This window comes from Armatimonadota bacterium (assembly GCA_016223145.1).
GTDB lineage: Bacteria > Armatimonadota > Fimbriimonadia > Fimbriimonadales > Fimbriimonadaceae > Nitrosymbiomonas.
In genome coordinates, this window is the sequence record JACRPN010000004.1 from 24325 (window position 1) to 46179 (window position 21855).

Here is a 21855-nt window from a genome sequence, read left to right on the forward strand (position 1 = left end):
AGAGAAAAGGAGATGAAGCGATGAGGAGATTTCGCTGCGGCGAAGTCTTTCATCTTGTCCAGTCCTCTGCCCGTTTGGCCATCAGCACGAGCGCCCCGATTAGGCCCTCATATCGTTCGATCATAGCGTTGCTCTGCTCAGCACCCATGTATCCGCACGCCTCAGCGTGCTCAAGCCAAGACTGGGTCTCAGCCGCCTCGGCTTCCGCTTCATTGAGTTTGCTTACGAAGGCAGCCTGGTAGCGTCTCTTCCTCCATGCCTCGGCGATTGCCGCAGTTACAGACCTCGAAGATCTCCTCACTTGATCTGTAAGTGAATATCGCTATTCCGGCGGAAATAGCTTTGTGGCCCCGAAGATCACGGACGCGAGTTTGAACGCTTCTTGATAGACTCGAAGATCGCGATGGCTCTTGACCAAGCCTCCTTCCTTAACTTCGAGCACTTCTGTCGCGAGAGCACTCCGTCCAGGTTCAGATTCGAATAACCCGTAGGACGCCCGTCGTTCTCCCGCTCTCAAGTCCGATCGCTCCTCATCCCTTCATCACTTCATCCCTTCACTTCTGCTGAAGCCCGCACTCCTCCCACTTCGACAAAGTTCAGCAGACTCCTCCAGCTTCGGCCACGGTCTTTCGCAGGGCGTTGACCGCGGATTCGAAGAGCTGCGGGCCGGAAAAGCCGCCGAACGGTCCCTTGGCGCTGAGGTGCGGTTCGAGCGTCAGCGTGCCGCGCCATCCCTTCGCGATCAGCCAGCGCATTGTCTCGACCATCTGCCCATCCCCTTCGCCGCTTGGCACGATGGCCCCGGTGGCCTCCACGGAGTCCTTGATGTGGAGTGTATCGAGGTGCGGCAAGACCCAAGGAAACCAGTGTGGAAAAGGCCGATAGCCGATCAGGACGGCGTTTGAGAAGTCAAAAACGGCCCGAAAGTTGGGTCCTGAGAACTCCTCGAGCAGGCGTCGGCAGTTGTTGGGATAGGCCCCAAAAAACCGCGCGTCGTTCTCGTGGATCAGGATCAGATCGTTGGCCTGAGCCAGATCCACCATCTCCTTCATCCAGGAACGCACCTCGGGCCAGTTCGCGTCGTCATCGTCTCCGGCACCTGTCTCAGGCGTGAAAATCCGAATCCGCTTCGTGCCGAGCACCTTGGCGGCCTCAACGGACTGCGCCAGCTTCTCAAGCTCGTTTTTCCGGTTCTCGGACGAAACAAGGACCTTGTTGACCGGCGACCCCACGCACTGGATGGCGATGTTCTGCGATTCAGCCGCCTCGCGCAATTCCGACAGCCGCTGCGGAGAAAGCTGCAAGACGTTCAGCCCGTCCAGGCCCCGCACGTCGATGCCGCCGATACCAAGCCGCTTGAGCGTGGAAAGCTGCACATCGAGATCAGGGCTGATCTCGTCCGCAAAGCCAGAGGTTGGGAACCGTTGCGCCATGGCCGCAAGGCTACCTTCGCCCCGGTCAGGAGTGCAGCCATCCTTGGCTGCACCCCGGACCGCAGGCATCCCTGCCTGCGCGGCTCCGACATAATCGCAACATGATTCAGCCCGGCACCTATCCCGCCGCCGTAACCCCGCTCGACGAAAAAGGGCGCATCGATTGGGCGGGCGTCGCCAAGCTGCTCGCCTGGTTCGAGAGCTCTGGATGCACGGGCGCCGTGCTCGCGGGCACAAACGGCGAGGGCCCTTCCCTCTCAGCAACCGAAAAACGCGATCTGATGGAAAGGGCCATGCCGATGCGAGGCAAGCTCGACCTGATCCTCGGCATTGCCACTCCCAGCGTCGAAGAGGCGAAGTGGCTCTGCCGAAGGGCGGCTGATGCCGGCGCCGTCGGCGCTCTGGTCATGCCGCCGTTCTACTTTCGTGAAGCCTCAGAAATGGGGGTCCGGGATTGGTTCCTGGAGCTGCTCGACGCATCCCCCTTGCCCGTCATCGTCTACAACTTCCCAAAGCGGGCCGGAATGGCCATCTCGCACGGCCTGATGGCAGAACTTGCGCGCCACGAGCGGATGGCAGGCGCGAAGGATTCGAGCGGCGAGCGAGAGAATCTCGCCGGATATCACACTGCCATGACGAGGGAGGATCAACGCCTATTTGTCGGCGACGAGACGCTACTCTATGAAGCTCTGGAGACTGGTTGGTCCGGGACGATCAGCGGGGCTTCGAACGTTCTGGCCTTGCCGATCTCTGCGCTCGTTCAGGATTATCTGGCCGGTCGAAAAGAGTCTGCCGAGGCTAAGTTCACCCTGGTTCTTCCGCTGATCGAGGCGATCCGCAAGAGCCTTCAGCCCGCCAGCCACAAGGCGATTCTCAACACTTGGGGAGTGCTGCCGACGGCGCGCGTCCGGCGGCCACTCGTGGAGGCCGACTCAGCGAGGACAGACGAGCTCAGAAAGCTCATCGAAGAACATACAGGTCTGCCTATGGGTGTTTAGATCGTCGAAGAGCCGGCCCTTTTGATCACTCCGCCCTTGGGGACCGCCTCTCCGTCATAATCACCCCATGCTTCTCACAGGCAAGAAAGGGTTGGTCCTCAACGTCACCAACGACAAGAGCATCGGCTGGGCCATCGCCAGGCAAGCCGCCGAGCATGGCGCTGAAGTGGGGGTCGGAGCGCAGAGCGAGCGCATGGTGGAGCGCGTGTCGCCGCTGATCGAGGGCCGCGACCGGATGTCTCTCTTTACGGTGGATTTCTCCTACGAAGACCAGATCGAGGCGCTGGTGGAGGCCGTCAAGGCAAAGTTTGGCACGATCGACTTTTTCGTCCACTCCGCAGCCTTCGCCAACAAGGAGGACATGGTCGGGCGGTTTATCGACACCTCGCGCGACGGGTTCCAGCTTGCCCTGGACGTCTCGTGCTACTCGTTGGTGCGGATGTGCCGGGCGCTGGAGCCGATCTTGAACGACGACGGCTGCGTGGCGACCATCAGCTACCTGGGCAGTCAGCGCGCCGTCGGCAACTACAACGTGATGGGAGTCGCCAAGGCCGCGCTCGAAGCCTCCGTCCGCTACCTTGCCGTGGACCTTGGCGTGCGAGGCATTCGTGTGAACACCCTTTCGCCGGGGCCGATCAACACCGTGGCAGCACGAGGCGTAAGGGGCCTCACCGACATGATCGGCTACGTCCATGACAAGGCCCCGCTCAAGCGCCCGTATGGGCAGGAAGAGGCCGGCGCTGCCGGCGTCTATCTCATCAGCGACCTGAGCCGGGGCGTCACCGGGCAGATCCTCTACATTGACAGCGGCTATAACATCGCCGGAATGTAAATGCGGGTCCTCGCCGTTCCGCATTGGTCGTTTGGAAGGGATCGGGCGCTGCTCCGCGCGTTTCGCGAAGCACTAGATTCAAGCGGCGTGGACGTCCATTATTGCGGGTCAAACCTCGACCACAATCGAACGACCACAGCTTTCAGCGGCCCCTTTGAGGCGGTGGAAGGCGCCCTGCTAACTTTGGCCGAGCTTGCCCTTCCAGCGATCAACCTGCAACGGCACCTGGGCTCCTACCCGCGCACCGGCGGGCTGGATCAGTGCCGGATCGTGCCGCTGAGAGAGTCGGGTTCGCTCCCTGCCGACGCCGACGTCGAGGCGGCAGTCGCCAGCTTGGGCAACAAGCTTTCGGAGGGATACAGCCTGCCCGTGTTCCTGTTTGAGCTTTCGGAGCGGAGCCGCGAAAGGGGCGAGATCGGTGCGCTCGCCGAGGGCGGGTTCGGAGGGCTCCTGGATCGGGAGCTTCGGCCCGATTTCGGGCCAACCGCTGCCCACCACTACCTGGGAGCGACCCTCCTGGGGAGAAGCAGCTTCCAGATCGAGCTAGCAATCACGTTTCGTCCCGATGCAAAGCACTTGGCGGAGGAGCTGGTGCGTGAAATGGCCGATGCGCGAAGTATGGGAGACCCCAGATTCCAGGACGTGTCCGGGCTCGCCTGCGAGGCGTCGAGCATGGACTCCGTCCAGATCTGCCTGCGACTGGCCAACCCAAGCAACACGCCGATCGACCCAATCGTGGAGTTCTTCATAGAGCGCTCGTTCGTGCACGAGATGGCCATGACCCACGCCGAACTCGTCGGCCCGATCCGGCCCTGGGACATGGAACATGCCACCCACTTGGCCATCCGGAGGGAGCAGATCGTCGAGGAGGACGATTCTTGATCGAAGACGCTAATTCTAGAGGCGCGAAGGTCGCCTTCCTCAAAGATTACGACATTGGCTTTTTGGGTGGAGGCCAACTGGCCCGCATGAGCATCCAAGCAGCCCAACGCATGGGGCTCACTTGCATCAGCCTGGATCCCGGTGAGATCACTCCGGCTTCGGGGGTCGCGCCAGCCTTGGTCGGAAAGCTCGCGGACCCAGCCCAGGTTGGGCTTCTCGTCGGCCGTTCCAGGCACGTCACACTGGAGAACGAGTTCATCCCGGCTTCGACGATCCGCGAAGCATTCGAGAGCATTCGGAAGCCCCTGGACATGCTGGTCCCAAACATCGACGCGCTCGCCACGATTCAGGACAAGCTCCTCCAGCGGAGGGCCTTGGAGAAGGCCGGGGTCGCCTCACCCCACGCAATGGCCATTCCACAGAGCGGCGTCGGCGTCGCGGAGGAACTTGGGTTTCCCTGCGTGCTCAAGGCCAGATTCGGCGGTTATGACGGCAAAGGAACCCGCTATGCCCGGAGCGCGGAGGAGTTCGAGGGCTATCGCGACCTTTGGGGCGCGGGCGGCTGGCTGGCAGAGGCTTACGTGCCGTTCAAGCGGGAATTGGCTCAGATGGTGTTCCTGTCGCCGCATGGTGACGGGAGTTTCCCAACGATGGTCACCGAGCAGAAAGACCACGTCTGCGACCTCGTTTACCCTTCGGACACCGACGCCACCAAGGTGGCGATGGCGGCGGCGCGAGCCGTAGGCAAAATCGGCCTGTTTGGAGTCGAGATGTTCGAGATGGAGGATGGCTCGGTGCTCGTTAATGAGCTCGCCCCAAGGCCCCACAACTCTGGCCACTACACCCTGGACTGGGGCGGCGTGAGCCAATTCGAGCAGCACGTTCGGCTAGTGATGGGCCTGCCCCCCGCAACCGACGCCGGCGACGACTGCTGCATGGCGAACCTCCTGGGACAGCCTGGCGCCGGCGACCACCGAACGGGTCTTCGGGCCGCGCTTGAGGACCCGAGCGTCTTTGTCCACTGGTACGGCAAGGCCGAGTCGCGTCCGGGCCGCAAGATGGGACACCTTAACGCTGTCGGTGACAACTGCGTGGCCCGAGCCAAGGCAGCGCGCGAACGGTTTTACGCCGCTTGGACGCGTACCCAAAACGACCGACATCCTTTGGAATAGAGACCGAGATAGAGAGCTTCCTGTGAAGGCCCGGAACCTAAGCCGTCTACCTGACGAAAAAATCGAACTCAGATTGCTGGGCACGCCAGACGTGCGAATCGGCAATCGGTCCGTCACTCAATTTGGCTCCAAGCATGTGCCCGGGCTATTGGCGCTCTTGGCCTGCCACAACGAACCCGTCACGAGGGCCAGGATTTGCACGCATTTCTGGCCCGACCATTCATCTGCAGACGCACTTCACAACTTGCGTCAAGCTCTCCTTAGCGTCCGCAAGCTCGTGGGGAGCCGGGCCATTCATGCGGACAGAGGCGCGATCGGCCTCACCGAATTGGTCCAGTCGGACATCCAAAAGGTCCTAAAGATGGAGGACGCGCTTCTTGGGCCGCATGAGAAGCTCGCAGCAGCGAGAACCGCTGCGGACCTGGCTCGCGGCGAACTGCTGGAGGGCCAGGAAGAAGAATGGCTGCTCCCCTATCGGATTCGCTGCGGACAGGCTGCCATACAGGCGATCTTGCTCGTCGGCGAGAGTTGGCTTAACGATGACGCCGAACTCTCCTTGGTTTACGCCTGCAGAGCCATTGCCCTCGACCCCTACTTGGAAGCACCACGAAACCTTAAGGTCCGTGCCTTAAGACTGCTCGGCCGCGACGTGGACGCTCTGCGCGAGCGACGGGAATTCGAGGCGCTCCTTCATTCGGAACTCGGCATCGAGGTCCCCGAAATCGCACCCATTGCGTTTGCCCATGAGCCGGAGCATGCGTCCTCGGCGAGTTCGGCGCAAGCGCAAGGCTGCCCGTGCGCCGAGGCGATTGAGCTGCTCCTCGCTCGGGGCAAGCCCCGCGAGGCGGCGGAGCTTTCGTTGACGCTCGTTCCCTATTGGGTCGAAGCAGGCCAGATCGAAGGCGGGATCGCGGTGGCAAGATCCGTTCTTCAAGGAGCGACGAACGATCCAGAGGCCCCTCACCGCCCCCTTGCATGGCTCAGCATTGCCATGCTGCTTCAAGCACAGGGCCAGCTTTTTGATGCCAGCGCTGCCCTCAATGAGCTGCCGAGCCAAGGGTTGGACCTTCACCACCAGATTCGCACGCACATCTTGAGGTCTCGGATCGCACTCCTTGCTTTGCGCCCGACCTTAGCGGCCGAGTCCGCCCAGCGGGCGCTCCGCTTGGCAAAGGCCGGGCGCTTCCCTTCCATCGCAATCGAAGCCTACGATGTTGCGTCGAACATCGCGCTCTGTGATGAGCGCTATGGCTTGGCGGATCAATATGCCAAGGAAGGAGCCAGGCTCGCAGAACAGCAATTGGATGTCGATATGCAGGCCAAGGCCATCGGATTTCAGGCTCTGATCTGCCTTCGGCAAGGCAATACCGCCAGGGGGTCCGCCTTGGCCCAGAAAGGCCTAAGGCTCCTCGAAGGCAGAGTGGCCGCTCAAGCCCTCGCCACCCGCACTTGGCTGTTTCGAATTTTGGAGGAAGCCGGCGCAGAGGAAGCTGCTCTCGCCGGATACGAATCCTGCATCAGGGCCTTGAAGCGAGCCGCACTGCCTTTCCGCCTTGCCGTTGCGCTGACCTACTATGGCGATCTATTGTGCCGTCGCGGGAAGTTCGACCAGGCGATCACTCATCACAAGGCAGCTCTGGAGATTCGCGAGGGCCTAAGCGATGCGGTTGGCGTCGCAACTTCTCTTCGAGGAATCGGAAACGCTGCCCTCTTCTTGGGCGAATTCGACGAGGCACAAAAGGCGCTTGGCAGAAGCCTAAGGATCTTTCTGCAGAACCAGTCGGCGGACGGCGAGGCAAGCGTAATGCTGTTGATGGCTCGGCTAGCTCTCGCAAGGGGTCGACGGGACCAGGCTTTCAACCTGGCGTCACGAGCTCGGGACCTTCTGATGGGCCTATCCATGACGTCCCTTCAGGCGATCGGCGCGCTCGGACATTCGCTGCCCCAGGAAGCCGATTCCCTTGTTGCGGACTTAAGTCCGCAAAAGTAAACCACGAAGCCCCGATATTCGGTTTCGGGATTATTGACGATCCCTTGACGGTCGCTGTGCAGAATGCAACGAAATTCCCGGATGGTCCGGGAAGTCGGAGCAAAACTTCATGAAGACCCATGAGTTCCTTTTCAAGGCATTCGCCTTGTGCGCCGTTCTCGGATCCCTGTTGCTGACAGGCTGCAACGGCAAGTTCCCCGGCCGACGTGGCTCAGACCTGAACGGCTTCACGCTTAGGGCAGGCGTGATCGACCTCGACAAGACCGGAACGGACGTTGACTCCGTCACGAGTTCGACCGTTGTCCTGAGAAATGGGCCTGCTGTCGTCCCGGGCAACATTATCGTGCACAACGAACTTGGCCCCAAGCGTTTTGTAAGGAAGGTGGTCAGCGCCGACACGGTCGGTGACATGACGACTGTTCAAACCTCGGAAGCCGGCCTCGAAGACGTGTTTGCTACCGCGAACATCTCGCAACACGTGCCGTTTACGACGGATGACCTCTTGAAACTTCAGCCCGCTGCGCCTGGCGTGACCTTCTCGGCTCCCGGAAAGTCTCGATCGAAGGGCAGCGGGGCATCGCGAGGCGATGGCGGCATCGACATTGTCCTGGCCAACTTCCGGCTGAACAACGATAGCGACGAACCGATCGTGCGAGTGGATGGCAAAGTCCACCTGAACGCCGGGATCGAAACACGCCTTGACAAGAGCCTGATATCGGTGAATGAGTTCTATGTGGCTCCGTTTGTGGATATCGATGGTTCGCTGTCGGCCCAAGGGAAACTCTCAGGCTCTTTCGTTAGGGAGTTTCCCGTTTCACTGAACGTGAGCATTCCGGTGACGGCGCTTGGCCCCCTGGGAATCAACTGCGACGTTCAACTGATGATGCGGCTGGAGGGGAGCTTCGATGCCCAAGGCCAGTTCGTTCTTAAGGCGGGCGTTCACGCTCGCGCCGGCGTACGGTACATGGCATCCGGAGGGTGGCAACTCATCAACGAGTTCACCCCCACTCTAAAGATCAAGCCGCCTACCTATCGCGGCGCCTTGGAGATGGGAGTGAGCCTGGTTCGGCCAAAGGTCGCCGCCAGTGTTCTCGGCATCGGCGAACTTCACGTGACTGCCGACGTGGTAAAGGCTCTGGCAAGAGTCAGCTATCAAAGCGCTCCCGTACCCGGATTCCTGGTCGAAGGACTCGCGGACTTTGGCTTCTCTGCAGGCGGCAGCCTCAAGATCGGCCCCGTTACACTTTGGGAGCAGCAGAAGGACTTCAATCTGGGCTCGTTCCAGATCATGCAGCCCTTCCTTCTGCAGGATCTCGGGCCCAAAGACACCTACGTTGCCTTTTGTGATCCGACACTGCACACCATACACGCCCGAGACGGGGACGGGTCAAACGACCGAGTCCTTGTTAGCTCGGCCAATTTCGTCTACTCGCCCAACGTCTCCAACAGCACCGGCATGCTCTGCTTCGCACAGTTCAACGCACAGGGCCGCGGCGAAATCTGGGTGGCAAACCGCGACGGGTCCGGACAGCGAAGGATCACGGACGGCACGCTCTCCGTGAACCACCTGCAATGGGACCCCACGGGGTCGGAGATCGCGTTTGATGCCACCGGCGCCAACGGCGTGAAGCAGATCTATGTGGTCAACGTCGCCAGCGGGAGCATACGACAGCTCACGGCCGACACCACCGCCTCGAGAATCCCTTGCTGGACACCCGATGGCGAGTCCATCTACTTCGAGAAGACCACCGCCAGCTCCAAGAAGGCTATCGCGAAGACCTACAGTGCCTTTCCGTCGTTCACCTATGTGTTGGTCAACGACACCATCGACTATGCCGAGCCCAGCCTGAGTCCAAACGGATTGATGCTAGCCGTCTTGCGCGGTGGTTCAGAGATCGTCATTTGTGACCAGTTCGGTATGGATGAGCGCTTGGTGTTTGGCGACCCGCATCTCTCCAGACCCACCTTTAGCCCCGACGGATTGCGCCTGCTGCTGCAATACAACTTGCCGGGCAGCGTGTATGTTCAGTCATATGACTTGTATGGCGGAAACGTGATCGACTTCGGCCTCGGAATGCAGCCCAGCTGGGGGATGAGCAAGTTACCCGGCCGGGGGAACAGCCTTGCAGGAATGCCCCCGGGGCCGAATCCTGACGCGGCCGAGGGCAGGAGGAAACCCTCCTGCCCTGTCGAACACTTGATCGTGTGGCGGCGAAGTCATTCGCAACCACGAGGATCTTCACAGAGATTGCCGTTCATAGCGGGCGGCAGAAGTAAACCGAGGTATTTGGAACTCCCTGCTTTCCGTGCCTGTCCTAGCGGGGGTCCGTTGGGCTTGGAGGTGATAGAACAATGCTTAAGGAATTCAAAGAGTTTGCCGTGAAGGGCAACATGATCGATCTCGCCATAGGCGTGGTCATTGGGGCGGCTTTCGGGGGCATCGTCGCTTCATTTGTCAAAGACATCGTTACGCCGCCCATTGGGCTGCTGATGGGAAAGGTGGACTTTGCCAATCTATTTGTGACCCTTAGCCCAGGAGCGCAAGCGCCAGAGAATGCCACGCTGGAAGCCGCTCAGAAGTCGGGCGCCGTGACCCTCAATTACGGTCTCTTCCTCAATGCGGCCGTCAACTTCATCATCGTTGCGTTTGCCGTGTTCTTCGTGGTGAAAGCCATCAACAAGATGAAGCGCGAGGCGCCGCCGGCGCCGGAAGCTCCCGCCGAGCCTTCGAATGAAGAGAAGCTGCTGGGTGAGATTCGCGACCTCTTGAAGTCAAAATAGCCCCGTGAAACGGGCGATTGTGATTGTGCTCGATGGCGTGGGAGCCGGGTTCGCCCCCGACTCCCACGAGTTCGGCGACGTCGGCGAACCCTCGACCTTGAGGCACGTGTGGGACGCGGCCGGCGGATTTTCTGCGCCGTACCTTGCCGAGATCGGATTCCTTGCGGCAGGCGGGATCCCTGCAGCAGAAATCGCACTTCACGGCCTCGCCTCCCTCACCGACTCACCGTCTCACCGTCTCCACGACTCACCGTCTCACCCTCTCACCCCCTCACTCCCCCTTTCCAGCTGGGCCCGCCTCCAGCCTCTATCCAAGGGCGGCAAGGACTCGGTCACGGGGCACTGGGAAATGATGGGCGTCGTGCTAGGCGAGCGCTTTCCAACCTATCCGAACGGTTTCCCGATTCCACTTCTCAAGGAGTTCGAAGCAGCGATCGGCACGCAGACGCTTGGAAACTGCCCCGCCAGCGGGACTGAGATCATCGCTCGGCTCGGCAAACTCCACGTCGAGACAGGATTCCCCATCGTCTATACCAGCGCCGACAGTGTGTTCCAGATCGCGTGCCATGAGGCGGTGGTGCCCGTGGCACAGCTTTACGAATGGTGCCTGACTGCGCGCAGGCTCTGCGTACCTCCGGATGGCGTTCAGCGCGTGATCGCCAGGCCGTTTGTTGGAGACCCCGAATCGGGGTTCACAAGAACCGACAACCGCAAGGACTTCCCGATGACGCCGCCCCGCAACCTGGCGGATGAGATCGGAGACGTCTTCGGCATCGGGGTCGTTCCCGAACTCTTCGGGGGCAGGGGGTTTCGGCAAGTTCGACGCACCCAGAACAACGCCGAGCACGCCGAGATGCTCTGGGGGGCGCTGGAAACCGATGCGCGGTTCATCTTCGCCAACTTTGAGGACACCGACATGCGCTACGGGCATCGAAACGACCCACAGGGCTTCGCGCGCTGCCTGGAGGAGTTCGATCGGGAAGTTCTCGGCCCCCTGATCGGCAAACTGACACCCGACGACTTGCTGATCTTGACCGCGGACCACGGAAACGACCCCACCGACGCTTCGACCGATCACACGCGTGAGTACGTGCCGGGTGTGGCTGTAGGCGCGACGGCGCCGGGAGAAAACCCTCTGGGGGACATCGAGGGCTTCGCAACAATCGGCCGCACGGTCGCCGCACACCTGGGCATTGCCGGATACGAGGGACCGATCCTCCTGGATTGAGCCAATCGTCAGATTTGCGCATTCTGGCGATTCCATGCCCCAGATACCGATACATTTCTGTCAGGATATCCTTGAACAGGGATCATCAGAATTGTCAAAAACTTGAACTCCCAAGCTCGCAGAATCTTTACCATGCGAGCAAGAAAAGCCTTCACCCTCATCGAGCTGCTCGTGGTGATTGCCATCATCGCGATCCTGGCCGCGATCCTCTTCCCCGTCTTCGCGGCCGCCAAGAACGCAGGAAAGAAGACCGTCAGCATCAGCAACATGCGCCAGATCGGCATGGCCAGCATGATGTATCTGAACGACTACGACGACTCAACCCCCGCGCTCTACTATTACGACGCGAACAACCTGACGATCCCCTCGACGCAGGGCTTCTACTACTGGCCGGTGCTCCTCCTTCCCTACACCACCAATGAGAGCATCTTCCTTTGCCCGAACGATCGCGCCGACGACCCCGCCCTCGTCGACAGCCAGGGCCGTGGACGCTTCGACCAAAACAACGAGCTCCACTACTACATCATGGGCGCCAACCCCAGCTACGGGTTCAACTACCGCTACCTGAACCGACAGATCATGGGCCAAGACCCGAACGGCACCAACCCCACGCCCTACTACTTCACGGGCCTTTCGGCGACCTCGCTGAGCGCCCCGGCCTCGACGGTCATGTTCGCCGAAGCCACGATGAAGGACAAGACCCGCCCCGGCGGCAGCACGGTCGTTTCGGCGATCGGTTACTCCCGCATCGAGCCGCCCAGCCGATGGGTGGGCGTGTGGCCCGATGCCCGAAGCCAAGGACAGCTCTGGCCCAGGTTCAGCAAGGACCAGGTGATCGTGACCTGGCTGGACGGCCACGCCAAGGTCCGCGCGGTCAACCAGCTCAAGGTGGACAGCACGGACGTCGCGATCAAGGACAAATATTGGAACGGCAACGCAGAATAGCCTGCGCTTGACTCTCATCGAAGGGTCATCGAACGACTGACACTCCTCCCAAGAACGACTAACTCGGACACTCCTCCCTCACCGGAAGCCCGGCCCCCGCGCCGGGCTTCTGGGTGTATGGAGGTGCAAGGTGAAGGGTGTTGGGTGTAGGGTGTGGGGTCCGGGGTTTTGGGGTGCGGGGGCCTCTCACCTCGCACCCTCGGGGAGAGGCGGTAAACGCAGTGAACCGGGTGAGGGGGATGGAGACCGAGAACTCGTTACGGGGTCCGGTGTCTCGGACCTAAGGCGCAGACCGCCTACACCAACAACCACCCCGCCACGCGCAGAGCCAGAGCACGCTATCTCTACGACCCCGCAGGCAGGGCCAACGCCGTCGAGCATTATTGGGACGCCTATTCGGGCGGAAGCTACACCTCGACCAAGCTCCTCAAGCAGGATTACGCTTACGACAGCACGACCCGCCTTAGGACGGGCACAACCTGGAAGCATGGGGCGTCTGGCTCCTGGACGACCGACCGAACCGAATACTATGGGTATGATTCGGCTCTGGACTACCTCACGAGCGTAGATTATAACGATGGCCTTTCCAACGAGTACCAGACTTGGACCTACGACGATGCCGGCAACAGGGCCAGCGATTCCACCTTCTCAGGCGGAGGAACCTGGACGTACGACAACCTCAATCGCATGACCGCGAGCGCCGGCGGCTACACGTACACAAACGATGTCCTTGGTAACCGGACCGACCGGGACAAGTCGGGCTACCTTGGGACTGACTACCACTGGGACGCCCTAAACCGGATGACGTATTACACCGAAGGCATCGGGCACGACGATTACGCCTATAGAGCCGATGGGATGCGGATCTGGAAGAACCATGCCTCAGGTATGGTCCATGAGGAGGGTGAGCCGGACCCAGGGATCGACTATATCTCGCAGTATTACTACGACGGACAGATGCAAGTGGAGAACTACGAGGCTCACTCCAACAACACGGCTCTGCTGACGAAATACGGGATCGGCGCCCGTGGCATCGACTACATGGAAACGTACAACGGGAGCACAACGACGGTAGGCTTCCCGATCTACGACGGCCATGGCAATATGATCGCCACGATTGGAAGGTCTGCCTCTTCGCCTTATTACTCCACAGGCGATGCGAGGGAGTACGACGTTTGGGGCAAGATCCGGTCTGGCAACACCACCGGCGACCCGAAGAACCGCTATTGTGCGAATCTCGGGCATCCCACGGATGATGAAAGCGGCCTCATCTACATGCGGGCGAGGTACTACGAGCCTTGGACGGGGAGGTTTGTAAGTGAGGATCCGGCTCGCGACGGATTCAACTATTTCGTCTACGGTGATTCCAATCCAGTCTCAGGAGTTGATCCGAACGGTAAGGCGTTCGTACTTGACTCATTTCTGGACTGGGTGTTTGCTATAGGTATCGGAGCTGCAATGTATGGTGGCATTAAGGAAGCCATCGTGGAGTCAGACCGTGGCACGGGGAACCTGAGCCCAGCTCGCATTCTCGGAAAGGCGGTTCAGAACGGTCTGTTTACTTCGGTGTCCATGCTTCTCGGAAAGGTATGGATCACAGAAACGGCGGCTTTGCTGAACCTTGCAAGGAGTAAAGCTGATGCTTGGATTGCTGTCTTCGTGTCGGCAGTCTATGCCGTCACAATTGCTACGTTCATCGCGATGATTGACTCCGAAATGGATAAACTGATAGATCAATGGGCACCAAATCCGTAATTGCGCTGCACCTAACGATGCATGTAGTGGTCATCCTGGTTGCTATCTCAGCATGGCTCTTTCCGGGAGCTTCGTTGTTCCTGCACAAGACGGTGCGTGTGTTACTTGTTTTGTTGTGTTTTACTCAGTATGGGAGCTTTTTGTCCATAGGCGTGAGTCGCCTGTTTGCGATTGCAGCCTGCTTGCCGTTAGCAGTTGCGTACGCCTCTCTTATTGACGGAACGTCGAACACCATGATCCTGTTGATAGTTGGCGTTTGCCAAGCGATTCTTCTCACAGCACTGCTACTTCTCCAATGCAAGGGCGAACGTGCAACGAACCTATGAGCAAATGAATGTGCTGGAGAATTGAGCACACCTACCGGAATGACATCCTGGGAAACCGGCTTGACCGGAACTACGATCAATCCACCGGCGGAGCGATTTATGAGTGGGATGCCTTGAACCGAATGAAGATCACGGCCACCGTCTCGGCGGGGGCCCGGTACGAATATCGTGCCGACGGGATGCGCTATGAGAAGGTGGAGGGGTTGACGCTGAGCTGGATTCCTCCGGAGAACCCCTTCTTTGGTTCTGGGCACTACGACCAGAACTGGTCCCAAAACCTGCCCACCACCCGCTACTACTACGACGGCCAGATGGCGATGGAGGAGGACTACAACAACTCCTCGACCTACACCACGACCAGGTACGGCATCGGTGCAAGAGGCATCGACTACATTTCGAAGTACGACGGCACGAACACCACCACAGGCTTCCCGATCTACGACGGGCACGGCAATATGATTGCAACCATTGGACGATCCGCCTCTTCGCCTTACTATTCAGTCGGCGATTCCCGGGAATACGACGTCTGGGGCCGCATACGGGCAGGTAACACAACGGGCGACCCGAAGAACAGGTATTGCGCCAACCTGGGGCATCCAACGGACGATGAGTCCGGCTTGATCTACATGCGGGCTCGGGCTAGCCACCCTTCGGGTGGGCAATCAGAGGAAACGTAGATTCGGGTGGCTGCAGTCGCAGACTGCTGTGATTGGAGTTGAGGACAAGCTTGCATAATCCGGTGAACGCTGACTACAATGTCAACATCCTGGGCAACAGGACGCAGACCGACACCTCGGGCGGCATGGCTATGCTCGGCTACATGCACTGGGACGCGTTGAACCGCATGACTTACTTCTCGGGAGTCGGCGACGTGGGGCATGACGACTATGCCTACAGGGCCGATGGCATGAGAATCTGGAAGAACCACGCGTCGGGCGAGATCCACGAGGAGGGTGAGCCGGACCCAGGGATCGACTACATCTCGCAGTATTACTACGACGGGCAGATGCAGGTGGAGAGCTATGAAGAGCGCTCGAACGGGGCGTACCTCCTGACCAAATATGGCATCGGAGCCCGCGGCATCGACTACATGGAGACGTACAACGGAAGCACAACGACGGTCGGCTTCCCGATCTACGACGGCCATGGCAACATGATCGCGACGATCGGGCGGTCAGCCTCTTCTCCTTATTACTCTACTGGCGATACAAGGGAATACGACGTCTGGGGCCGCATCAGGGCTGGCAATACCACCGGCGACCCCAAACCCCGCTACTGTGCCAATCTGGGGCATGTGCAGGACGATGAGTCAGGTCTCATCTACATGCGCGCCCGCTACTACGAGCCGGGGACAGGGAGGTTTGTGAGTGAGGATAGCGCTCGCCATTCGGTGAATTGGTACATCTACGCCAGGAATATGCCCACGGTAATGAACGATCCAAGCGGCAATGAGCCTGCTTGGATCGAACAGGTAACTCGCGTGATTGAGATGCACTTAAGGCTCTTTGCGGCCCAGCTAATGTTCTTTGGAGGTGCCTTTGTACTTGCCGGGCTACTAATGCCAAAAGGCGAGTACCCAGGGTCATATATGGCGATAGGAGGGCTCATGCTCCTAATCGGATACTTACTATACGAAGAAGCTTATTATGCTGCCGGACTTGTCACCGCGTCTTGCGTTTGGATCTACGAGCATGAACTTGGAGGCTCGAATATTCGGGCCGGGATGATCATGTTCGGTGAGGCCGGATTGGCTTGTCTTGGGCTACTGATGGGTGCGGCCGAAGGAGATCCTGATAATTGGGTGTGGGGGCTTCCTTGATTACTGCTCTGGTGTCGGTCGGGTTCTGGATGTTTGCCTTGGGTGTGATCATAATGGGGCCGCAGCCATGGCCTGTGGCGATAGCAAGAAGCGCGATCGCTGGGCTATCTCCTCTCGTCGCATTCGCTGTTATCGGGCACTATGTTAGGATCCCGTTCTTTCTCGCAGGAATTGCTGGATTTTGCCTTGCTGTTGGCTCCGGGATAGTCCGGCGTCCTACTGGAAAGCTAGCAGACCAAGGTCGGGCCGTCTATTCGAAAGACACGCTAGGAAAGGTACTGTGTGTCTGCGGCCTGATAATGATCATCGGTTCGGACATGATGCTTAATTAGTGACAGATCGCTCCTCTATGTATGGCTGCCCGCACCATAGTCGGCTAGCCCCCCTTCGGGTGGGGATACCAGGGAATTGTAGTGGAGGATGGCTCCACCATTTAATGGTGGTGCTCTTGGACCTGGCTCTTATTGCGGATGGACCGATGGACTTCATAGAGTGGAATTGAGAGAATGGAGTCGATCGTCGCCTCAATGTTGTGCTTGCTTGCATATGCTGTGCTTAATCGAGCCTACTTCTTCTTCGCTGGTCGTGGAATTGAGATTCAAGCTTTAAGAGCTGGCTATAGCGGGCGATATGATCCGGGATTGCGATTTCGAGAGCGGGCAATCAGATTTGCTATTGTGGACCTGCCCTTTGGTTTGTCTGCTTGGGCCTACTCCGGTGGCTACGTACCGCTTTACGGCCTGAGCATAGTTGCATGCTGTAGGATTATACAGTGGAGATTCCATGTGCATTTCGAGAGAGGAACTTTTCTAACTTCGCTACAGCTTTCTCAGATTGCATTGATCGAGTTGATTCCTGTGCCTGCCACGGTCAGCATGCTTGTGCTTCCCGTGCTATGGAAGGTCTCCTTGATTGGTTAGGGCCAGGTTGGGCGAGCTGATGAGGTTTCGGATGTGGAAGTATTTGGACTATGTCCGAGCGGGTTCGCCAGAAGGCGCCAAGAGGGTGTTCCAGGCGCCGAAAACGCAGCAGTATTCAGGTGGATCGTGGAGCAGCACGTCGGAGGAGTTCCATTTTGCCTTCGACTCCGCCGGGCGCCTCACCCACGCCGCCTTTGCCCAGACCGCCAGCTGGACCCCCGGCTCTGGCCAAAGGTGGTATGACAACAGCCACCCCGCCACGCGAAGAGCCCGCGCACGCTATCTCTACGACCCGGCCGGCAGGGCGTCCAACGTCGAGCACTATTGGGACATCTATTCCGGCGGCGCCTTCACCGGTGCGCCCCTCCTGGCCCAGGACTACACCTACAGCACCTCCACCCGCCTTCGCACCGCCACCACCTGGAAACACGGTTCGGGCAGCAGTTGGGCCACCGACCGCACGGAATACTACGGCTACGATTCGTCCTTGGATTACCTCGTCAACGTAGACTACAATGACGGTATCTCGAACGAGTACCAGACCTGGACCTATGACGACGCGGGCAACCGAGCCTCAGACTCGACGATCTCAGGCTCCTGGACCTACGACAACCTGAACAGAATGACCGCGAGCCCCGGATACTCAAGCTATACCAACGACATCCTTGGCAACAGGACAGCCAGGCAGGGCTCGGGCTGGCCGTCTCCCACGCCCACGAGCTACACCTGGGACGCCCTGAACCGAATGACGTACTTCTCCTCAGGGGTTGGGCATGACGATTACATCTATCGGGCCGATGGGATGCGGGTCTACAAGAACCACGTGTCGGGCCTGGCGCATGAGGAGGGCGAAGCCGACCCCGGAGACGTGGACTATTCGGCCCGCTTCTTCTATGACGGGCAGATGCAGGTGGAATCCAAGGAGACCTACCTGAGCGGGAACAACTGGCTGACCAAATACGGCATCGGCGCAAGAGGCATTGACTACTTGGAGCGATCCTACAATGGCGGCACAGCCACCGTCGCATTCCCGATCTATGATGGCCACGGCAATATGATCGCGACGATTGGAAGGTCTACTTCCTCGCCTTACTATTCAGTCGGCGACCAGAGAGAATACGACGTCTGGGGACGCATCAGGGCCGGGAATACGACCGGAGACCCGAAGAACCGCTATTGCGCCAACTTGGGGCATGTGCAAGACGACGAGTCCGGCCTCATCTACATGAGAGCGCGCTATTACGAGCCCTGGACCGGGAGGTTTGTGAGTGAAGATAGCCACCTTGATGGCAGAAACTGGTATGTATATGCCCTAAATAACCCTGTAGCCTGCGTAGATGCAGACGGCCACTTCTCTCGTGCAGAACTCATTGCCTATGCTGTTGGTTTGGCCCTGATGATGGCTGGTGCGATCTACTTCGGCCTAGGCTTCAAAATGAAGTGTGACGGATTATTCATGCTAAGTCAGGCGGATTGGAGGCCGTCAATCTTGCCCATTTCAAACGATCCCGATCGTATTGAAGCAGCCAAAGCATTCAATTTCGAGACGCAGATGTTGAAGGCTGAAGCCAGAGGCTTAATCGTGGAAGGTGATGTGTACATGCGTAGAGGCCGAGCTGTTGCGGGATCTGCTATCGCGGCAATGGTTATGAACAGATTCTTAGTCGAGGCATTCGTAATCGACGAACAGCTAGTAGGCTCAGGCCTCGATATTCTCGATACTCTCTTTGGAGGATGACATGGATATTGTGGTAGCCACTATCGCAGCGTTTGTCGTTTATGGCTTACTATCAATGACGCAATATGCAATTGTTCAGGGGATGGTGACGCGATCGGCAGACGAACGTACAGTAAGGAAAGCAATTTGTGCTCCGTACCCTGAGATAGCTGGTCTTGTTGTTGCACTCACTGTTGGGGCGATCAGTACTGCAATACTCATTTTCGGCATTGTGGCCCTTGCTTCAGTCTCAATATATGATTACTTTCGGCTTCGGGTTTGCGATAGGCCGCCTGGATACAGTGCCGGTGTTCGGAGAGCCTCGTACATAGTGGCAGCGCTTAGGTCTTCTATCTTTGTGTTCATAGCATCTACTGGCTTGATATGGGAATTGGTCAGAGGTTGACTGTCTGCAACGGGCTAGCCACCCTTCGGGTGGGCAATCAGAGGAATTGTGAGGTTCGGGTGGCTGCAGTCGCAGACTGCTGGTAGTGGAGAGCTAGAGTGCTCGGAATGTGGTTCGTCTTGAGCTAAGATGGGGATGGTCCTGGAGAGGGGAATGGCTATCGGGATGCGAGAAGCGCAAGTAAGGTTTGGAGAGACCTCGCGTCTTGCCGCGCCGGGCTACTTCTACGACGGGCAGATGCAAGTGGAGAACTACGAGGCGCACTCGAACAACACGGCTCTGCTGACGAGATACGGGATCGGCGCCCGCGGCATCGACTACATGGAGACGTACAACGGGAGCACGACCACGGTCGGCTTTCCGATCTTTGATGGGCATGGGAACATGATCGCGACGATCGGGCGGTCGGGCAGCACCCCATATTATTCGGTCGGGGACCAAAGAGAATATGACGTCTGGGGGAAAATCCGTTCCGGGAACACCACCGGCGACCCCAAACCACGCTATTGCGCTAACCTTGGGCATGTTCAGGATGATGAATCCGGGCTCATCTATATGAGGGCTCGGTATTACGAGCCGACTACGGGGAGGTTTGTGAGCGAGGATCCTGCACAAGATGGGAGAAACTACTTCCAATATGCAACGAATAATCCAGTTAACAAGTTTGACGCATCTGGCGAAAACGACCTATGGGACGCCTTTAAGGCTGCTATTCAGCCACTCTTAGTTACCATTGGCGGCATGAACTTAGCTAAGTTAGCAGCCCAACTTGTGGCAAATCAGGCCGGCTACGCACTATTTGCCCTGGCCCAGATGATGTTCGGTGTCGGAAGTGCACTTTCGAGAATGGGTCAAGGGCTTGCGGCAAGTAGCAACCCATTCGCGCGCATCGGCGGAGCCATCTTGGCTCACGGTGGTGCAAAGGCGATTGCAGCGGGTGTGATGTTACTTCAGTATGCTGAGTGGTTCATGTTTTTAGGTGGAGAGGCTGCGGCTTTTGATCCAATCGATAGGATTTCGCTTGACTGGGGTAGCAAGAACATCGGCGGAGACTGAACCCATGCGATGGCTTCACTGGTTCCTTAATATGGCGAAGGAAGACGGGCCAGATAATGTGCCCTCGTCGATGATTGCTGACAAGAAGTTACGTGGATTAGCCGAGAAAGCACTTTCAGCGTACACCGGCACCTCCCACGAGTCACCTCGAAGACGCGTAAATGAAGCCTATTCGTCCCTGTGTCAGCTAAGAGACGCCATGCAACGCCGAGGAGGATTCAGTTGTGGTCTCGTACGGAGAGTAAATAGGGCGGCCTTCTTGACGGGAAGCATGCGCTTCGATTGGATAACCATTAAGGAGCTCTCTGAGCAGGAAACAGTCGAGGAGTTCATTAGGTCGCGCTTCGCAACATTAGCTTCGGATATTGAGCCAATTACGACTGTGGAGATGAACTCAATAGTGCAGGCAGCTTCCGATGGGCCACTGCATAATGCGGCGAGCCCTCCTTCGGGTGGGCAATCAGAGGGAGTGTAGGTTTCGGGTTGCTGCCCCGATCATCGGGGTTGCGCGTCGAGTCGAGGCAAAACTTGGAATATACGATGGATGTAGACTTCAATAACGACATCCTGGGCAACCGCAGCTGGCGGGATTTTGAGCAGACGGGTTCCTGGCGTTACAACTGGGATGCGCTGAACCGCGCGACGGACATCTGCGGACCGACCTCCGGCGCACGCTATGAATACCGCGCGGACGGCATGAGAATCGAGAAGATCGAAGGCCTGACCATCACCTGGGTCCCGCCGGAGAACCCGTTCTTTGGCTCTGGGCACTATGACGAAAACCAGGCCGGGAACAACCCGACGACGCGGTACTTCTACGATGGCCAGATGGCGATGGAGGAGGACTATAACAACTCTTCGGCCGGCCACCCTTCGGGTGGGCAATCAGAGGACGTGTAGGGTTCGGGTGGCTGCAGTCGCAGACTGCTGAGATAGGAAACAAGACTACTCTTAGGGAATCTGGTGAACATAGAATATAGGAACGGCATCCTTGGCAACAGGACAGCCAGGCAGGGTTCGGGCTGGCCGTCTCCCACGCCCACGAGCTACACCTGGGACGCTCTGAACCGGCTGGCCACTGCGTGGCCTCCTTTTGTGTGAGCCCTGACTGCCGTTAGTCCTCTTGCTGTGTGGCTACCCACTTTGTGGGTTGAAGTTCAAAGCCCTGCGTTGAGGGTCCGAACAGACCTAAAACCCACAAATCAGTACGTCGGGTCCAGGATGTTGAGCGCCGTTTTGAACCGCGCGATCGCGGCGATATTCTCTTGGTCGCTCGGGCGCAGGTCCTGGATGCGGTGCGCAACCTCGAGCGCCTCACTGTGCTTCCCGTGGTACTCATAGCACTTGATCAAGTTCTTGCCCGTTCCCCAATCGGTCGGGTCCAGGGCCCAAGCCCGCTGGAAATGCAACGAAGCGCCAGGGATGTCGCCCTTGCGCCCCAGGCACATGGCGAGCAGCGCATGCCCCTTGGGGTGAACCGGATGTGCATCGACGAAAATCTGGAGCGCGGCCTCGGCCTCGTCCCACTTGCCCTCTTTGATCAAGGCCTCGCTATGTTCGATCATCCGTCCTTCTACGCCTAGATTGCGCTCGAT

At 58.7% G+C, this 21855-nt stretch carries 17 protein-coding genes and 1 pseudogene; 15 read left to right on the forward strand and 3 right to left on the reverse strand.

Going from position 1 to position 21855, the window contains the following annotated elements; genetic code table 11:
- Positions 1-49: 49 nt before the first annotated feature.
- A pseudogene (locus HZC36_01405) lies at positions 50-442 on the reverse strand (four helix bundle protein).
- A gap of 154 nt (positions 443-596) precedes the next feature.
- Positions 597-1433 (reverse strand): sugar phosphate isomerase/epimerase, encoded by an 837-nt coding sequence (locus HZC36_01410; protein ID MBI5705625.1) that lies wholly within the window; start codon positions 1431-1433, stop codon positions 597-599.
- A gap of 101 nt (positions 1434-1534) precedes the next feature.
- Here HZC36_01410 and HZC36_01415 point away from each other — a divergent pair, with 101 nt between their 5' ends.
- The 15 genes from HZC36_01415 (at position 1535) to HZC36_01485 (ending at position 21160) form a co-directional block, all read left to right on the forward strand.
- Positions 1535-2431 (forward strand): dihydrodipicolinate synthase family protein, encoded by an 897-nt coding sequence (locus HZC36_01415; GenBank protein ID MBI5705626.1) that lies wholly within the window; start codon positions 1535-1537, stop codon positions 2429-2431.
- Between the two features lie 67 nt (positions 2432-2498).
- On the forward strand, positions 2499-3263 hold the full coding sequence (locus HZC36_01420; protein MBI5705627.1) for an enoyl-ACP reductase: 765 nt from the start codon (positions 2499-2501) through the stop codon (positions 3261-3263).
- Positions 3264-4145 (forward strand): hypothetical protein, encoded by an 882-nt coding sequence (locus tag HZC36_01425; GenBank protein ID MBI5705628.1) that lies wholly within the window; start codon positions 3264-3266, stop codon positions 4143-4145.
- Entirely contained in the window at positions 4142-5317 is a 1176-nt protein-coding gene (locus HZC36_01430; GenBank protein ID MBI5705629.1) for an ATP-grasp domain-containing protein, read from the forward strand. Before HZC36_01425 ends, HZC36_01430 begins: the two co-directional genes overlap by 4 nt.
- A 244-nt stretch (positions 5318-5561) precedes the next feature.
- Entirely contained in the window at positions 5562-7307 is a 1746-nt protein-coding gene (locus HZC36_01435) for a tetratricopeptide repeat protein (protein MBI5705630.1), read from the forward strand.
- A gap of 109 nt (positions 7308-7416) precedes the next feature.
- Complete coding sequence (locus HZC36_01440; GenBank protein MBI5705631.1) at positions 7417-9690, forward strand: hypothetical protein; 2274 nt, start codon at positions 7417-7419, stop codon at positions 9688-9690.
- Positions 9660-10088 carry a large conductance mechanosensitive channel protein MscL gene (gene mscL, locus HZC36_01445; GenBank protein MBI5705632.1) on the forward strand — a complete coding sequence of 143 codons (429 nt, stop codon included), beginning with the start codon at positions 9660-9662 and terminating at the stop codon, positions 10086-10088. Before HZC36_01440 ends, mscL begins: the two co-directional genes overlap by 31 nt.
- Before the next feature lie 4 nt (positions 10089-10092).
- Complete coding sequence (locus tag HZC36_01450) at positions 10093-11316, forward strand: phosphopentomutase (GenBank protein MBI5705633.1); 1224 nt, start codon at positions 10093-10095, stop codon at positions 11314-11316.
- 132 nt (positions 11317-11448) lie between these two features.
- Positions 11449-12261: a prepilin-type N-terminal cleavage/methylation domain-containing protein gene (locus HZC36_01455; GenBank protein ID MBI5705634.1), complete on the forward strand. Its 813-nt coding sequence runs from the start codon at positions 11449-11451 to the stop codon at positions 12259-12261.
- Between the two features lie 687 nt (positions 12262-12948).
- On the forward strand, positions 12949-14016 hold the full coding sequence (locus HZC36_01460) for an RHS repeat-associated core domain-containing protein (GenBank protein MBI5705635.1): 1068 nt from the start codon (positions 12949-12951) through the stop codon (positions 14014-14016).
- 334 nt (positions 14017-14350) lie between these two features.
- Positions 14351-15019 carry a hypothetical protein gene (locus tag HZC36_01465; protein MBI5705636.1) on the forward strand — a complete coding sequence of 223 codons (669 nt, stop codon included), beginning with the start codon at positions 14351-14353 and terminating at the stop codon, positions 15017-15019.
- A gap of 125 nt (positions 15020-15144) precedes the next feature.
- Entirely contained in the window at positions 15145-16161 is a 1017-nt protein-coding gene (locus tag HZC36_01470; GenBank protein MBI5705637.1) for an RHS repeat-associated core domain-containing protein, read from the forward strand.
- A gap of 951 nt (positions 16162-17112) precedes the next feature.
- Entirely contained in the window at positions 17113-18819 is a 1707-nt protein-coding gene (locus tag HZC36_01475) for an RHS repeat-associated core domain-containing protein (GenBank protein MBI5705638.1), read from the forward strand.
- A gap of 514 nt (positions 18820-19333) precedes the next feature.
- On the forward strand, positions 19334-20260 hold the full coding sequence (locus HZC36_01480) for an RHS repeat-associated core domain-containing protein (GenBank protein ID MBI5705639.1): 927 nt from the start codon (positions 19334-19336) through the stop codon (positions 20258-20260).
- 540 nt (positions 20261-20800) lie between these two features.
- Entirely contained in the window at positions 20801-21160 is a 360-nt protein-coding gene (locus tag HZC36_01485; protein ID MBI5705640.1) for a hypothetical protein, read from the forward strand.
- 302 nt (positions 21161-21462) lie between these two features.
- On the opposite strand, the gene HZC36_01490 is transcribed toward HZC36_01485, so the two are convergent.
- On the reverse strand, positions 21463-21825 hold the full coding sequence (locus tag HZC36_01490) for a tetratricopeptide repeat protein (protein MBI5705641.1): 363 nt from the start codon (positions 21823-21825) through the stop codon (positions 21463-21465).
- Positions 21826-21855 lie beyond the last annotated feature (30 nt).

Coding starts and splice junctions, on each gene's coding strand:
- HZC36_01460 (MBI5705635.1), top strand. CDS start 12,949: ATGACCGCGAGCGCCGGCGGCTACACGTACACAAACGATGTCCTTGGT.
- HZC36_01490 (MBI5705641.1), bottom strand. CDS start 21,825: ATGATCGAACATAGCGAGGCCTTGATCAAAGAGGGCAAGTGGGACGAG.
- HZC36_01420 (MBI5705627.1), top strand. CDS start 2,499: ATGCTTCTCACAGGCAAGAAAGGGTTGGTCCTCAACGTCACCAACGAC.
- HZC36_01485 (MBI5705640.1), top strand. CDS start 20,801: ATGGATGTAGACTTCAATAACGACATCCTGGGCAACCGCAGCTGGCGG.
- HZC36_01465 (MBI5705636.1), top strand. CDS start 14,351: ATGTGCTGGAGAATTGAGCACACCTACCGGAATGACATCCTGGGAAAC.
- HZC36_01480 (MBI5705639.1), top strand. CDS start 19,334: ATGGGGATGGTCCTGGAGAGGGGAATGGCTATCGGGATGCGAGAAGCG.
- HZC36_01410 (MBI5705625.1), bottom strand. CDS start 1,433: ATGGCGCAACGGTTCCCAACCTCTGGCTTTGCGGACGAGATCAGCCCT.
- HZC36_01475 (MBI5705638.1), top strand. CDS start 17,113: ATGTGGAAGTATTTGGACTATGTCCGAGCGGGTTCGCCAGAAGGCGCC.
- HZC36_01425 (MBI5705628.1), top strand. CDS start 3,264: ATGCGGGTCCTCGCCGTTCCGCATTGGTCGTTTGGAAGGGATCGGGCG.
- HZC36_01440 (MBI5705631.1), top strand. CDS start 7,417: ATGAAGACCCATGAGTTCCTTTTCAAGGCATTCGCCTTGTGCGCCGTT.
- HZC36_01470 (MBI5705637.1), top strand. CDS start 15,145: ATGGCTATGCTCGGCTACATGCACTGGGACGCGTTGAACCGCATGACT.
- HZC36_01455 (MBI5705634.1), top strand. CDS start 11,449: ATGCGAGCAAGAAAAGCCTTCACCCTCATCGAGCTGCTCGTGGTGATT.
- mscL (MBI5705632.1), top strand. CDS start 9,660: ATGCTTAAGGAATTCAAAGAGTTTGCCGTGAAGGGCAACATGATCGAT.
- HZC36_01415 (MBI5705626.1), top strand. CDS start 1,535: ATGATTCAGCCCGGCACCTATCCCGCCGCCGTAACCCCGCTCGACGAA.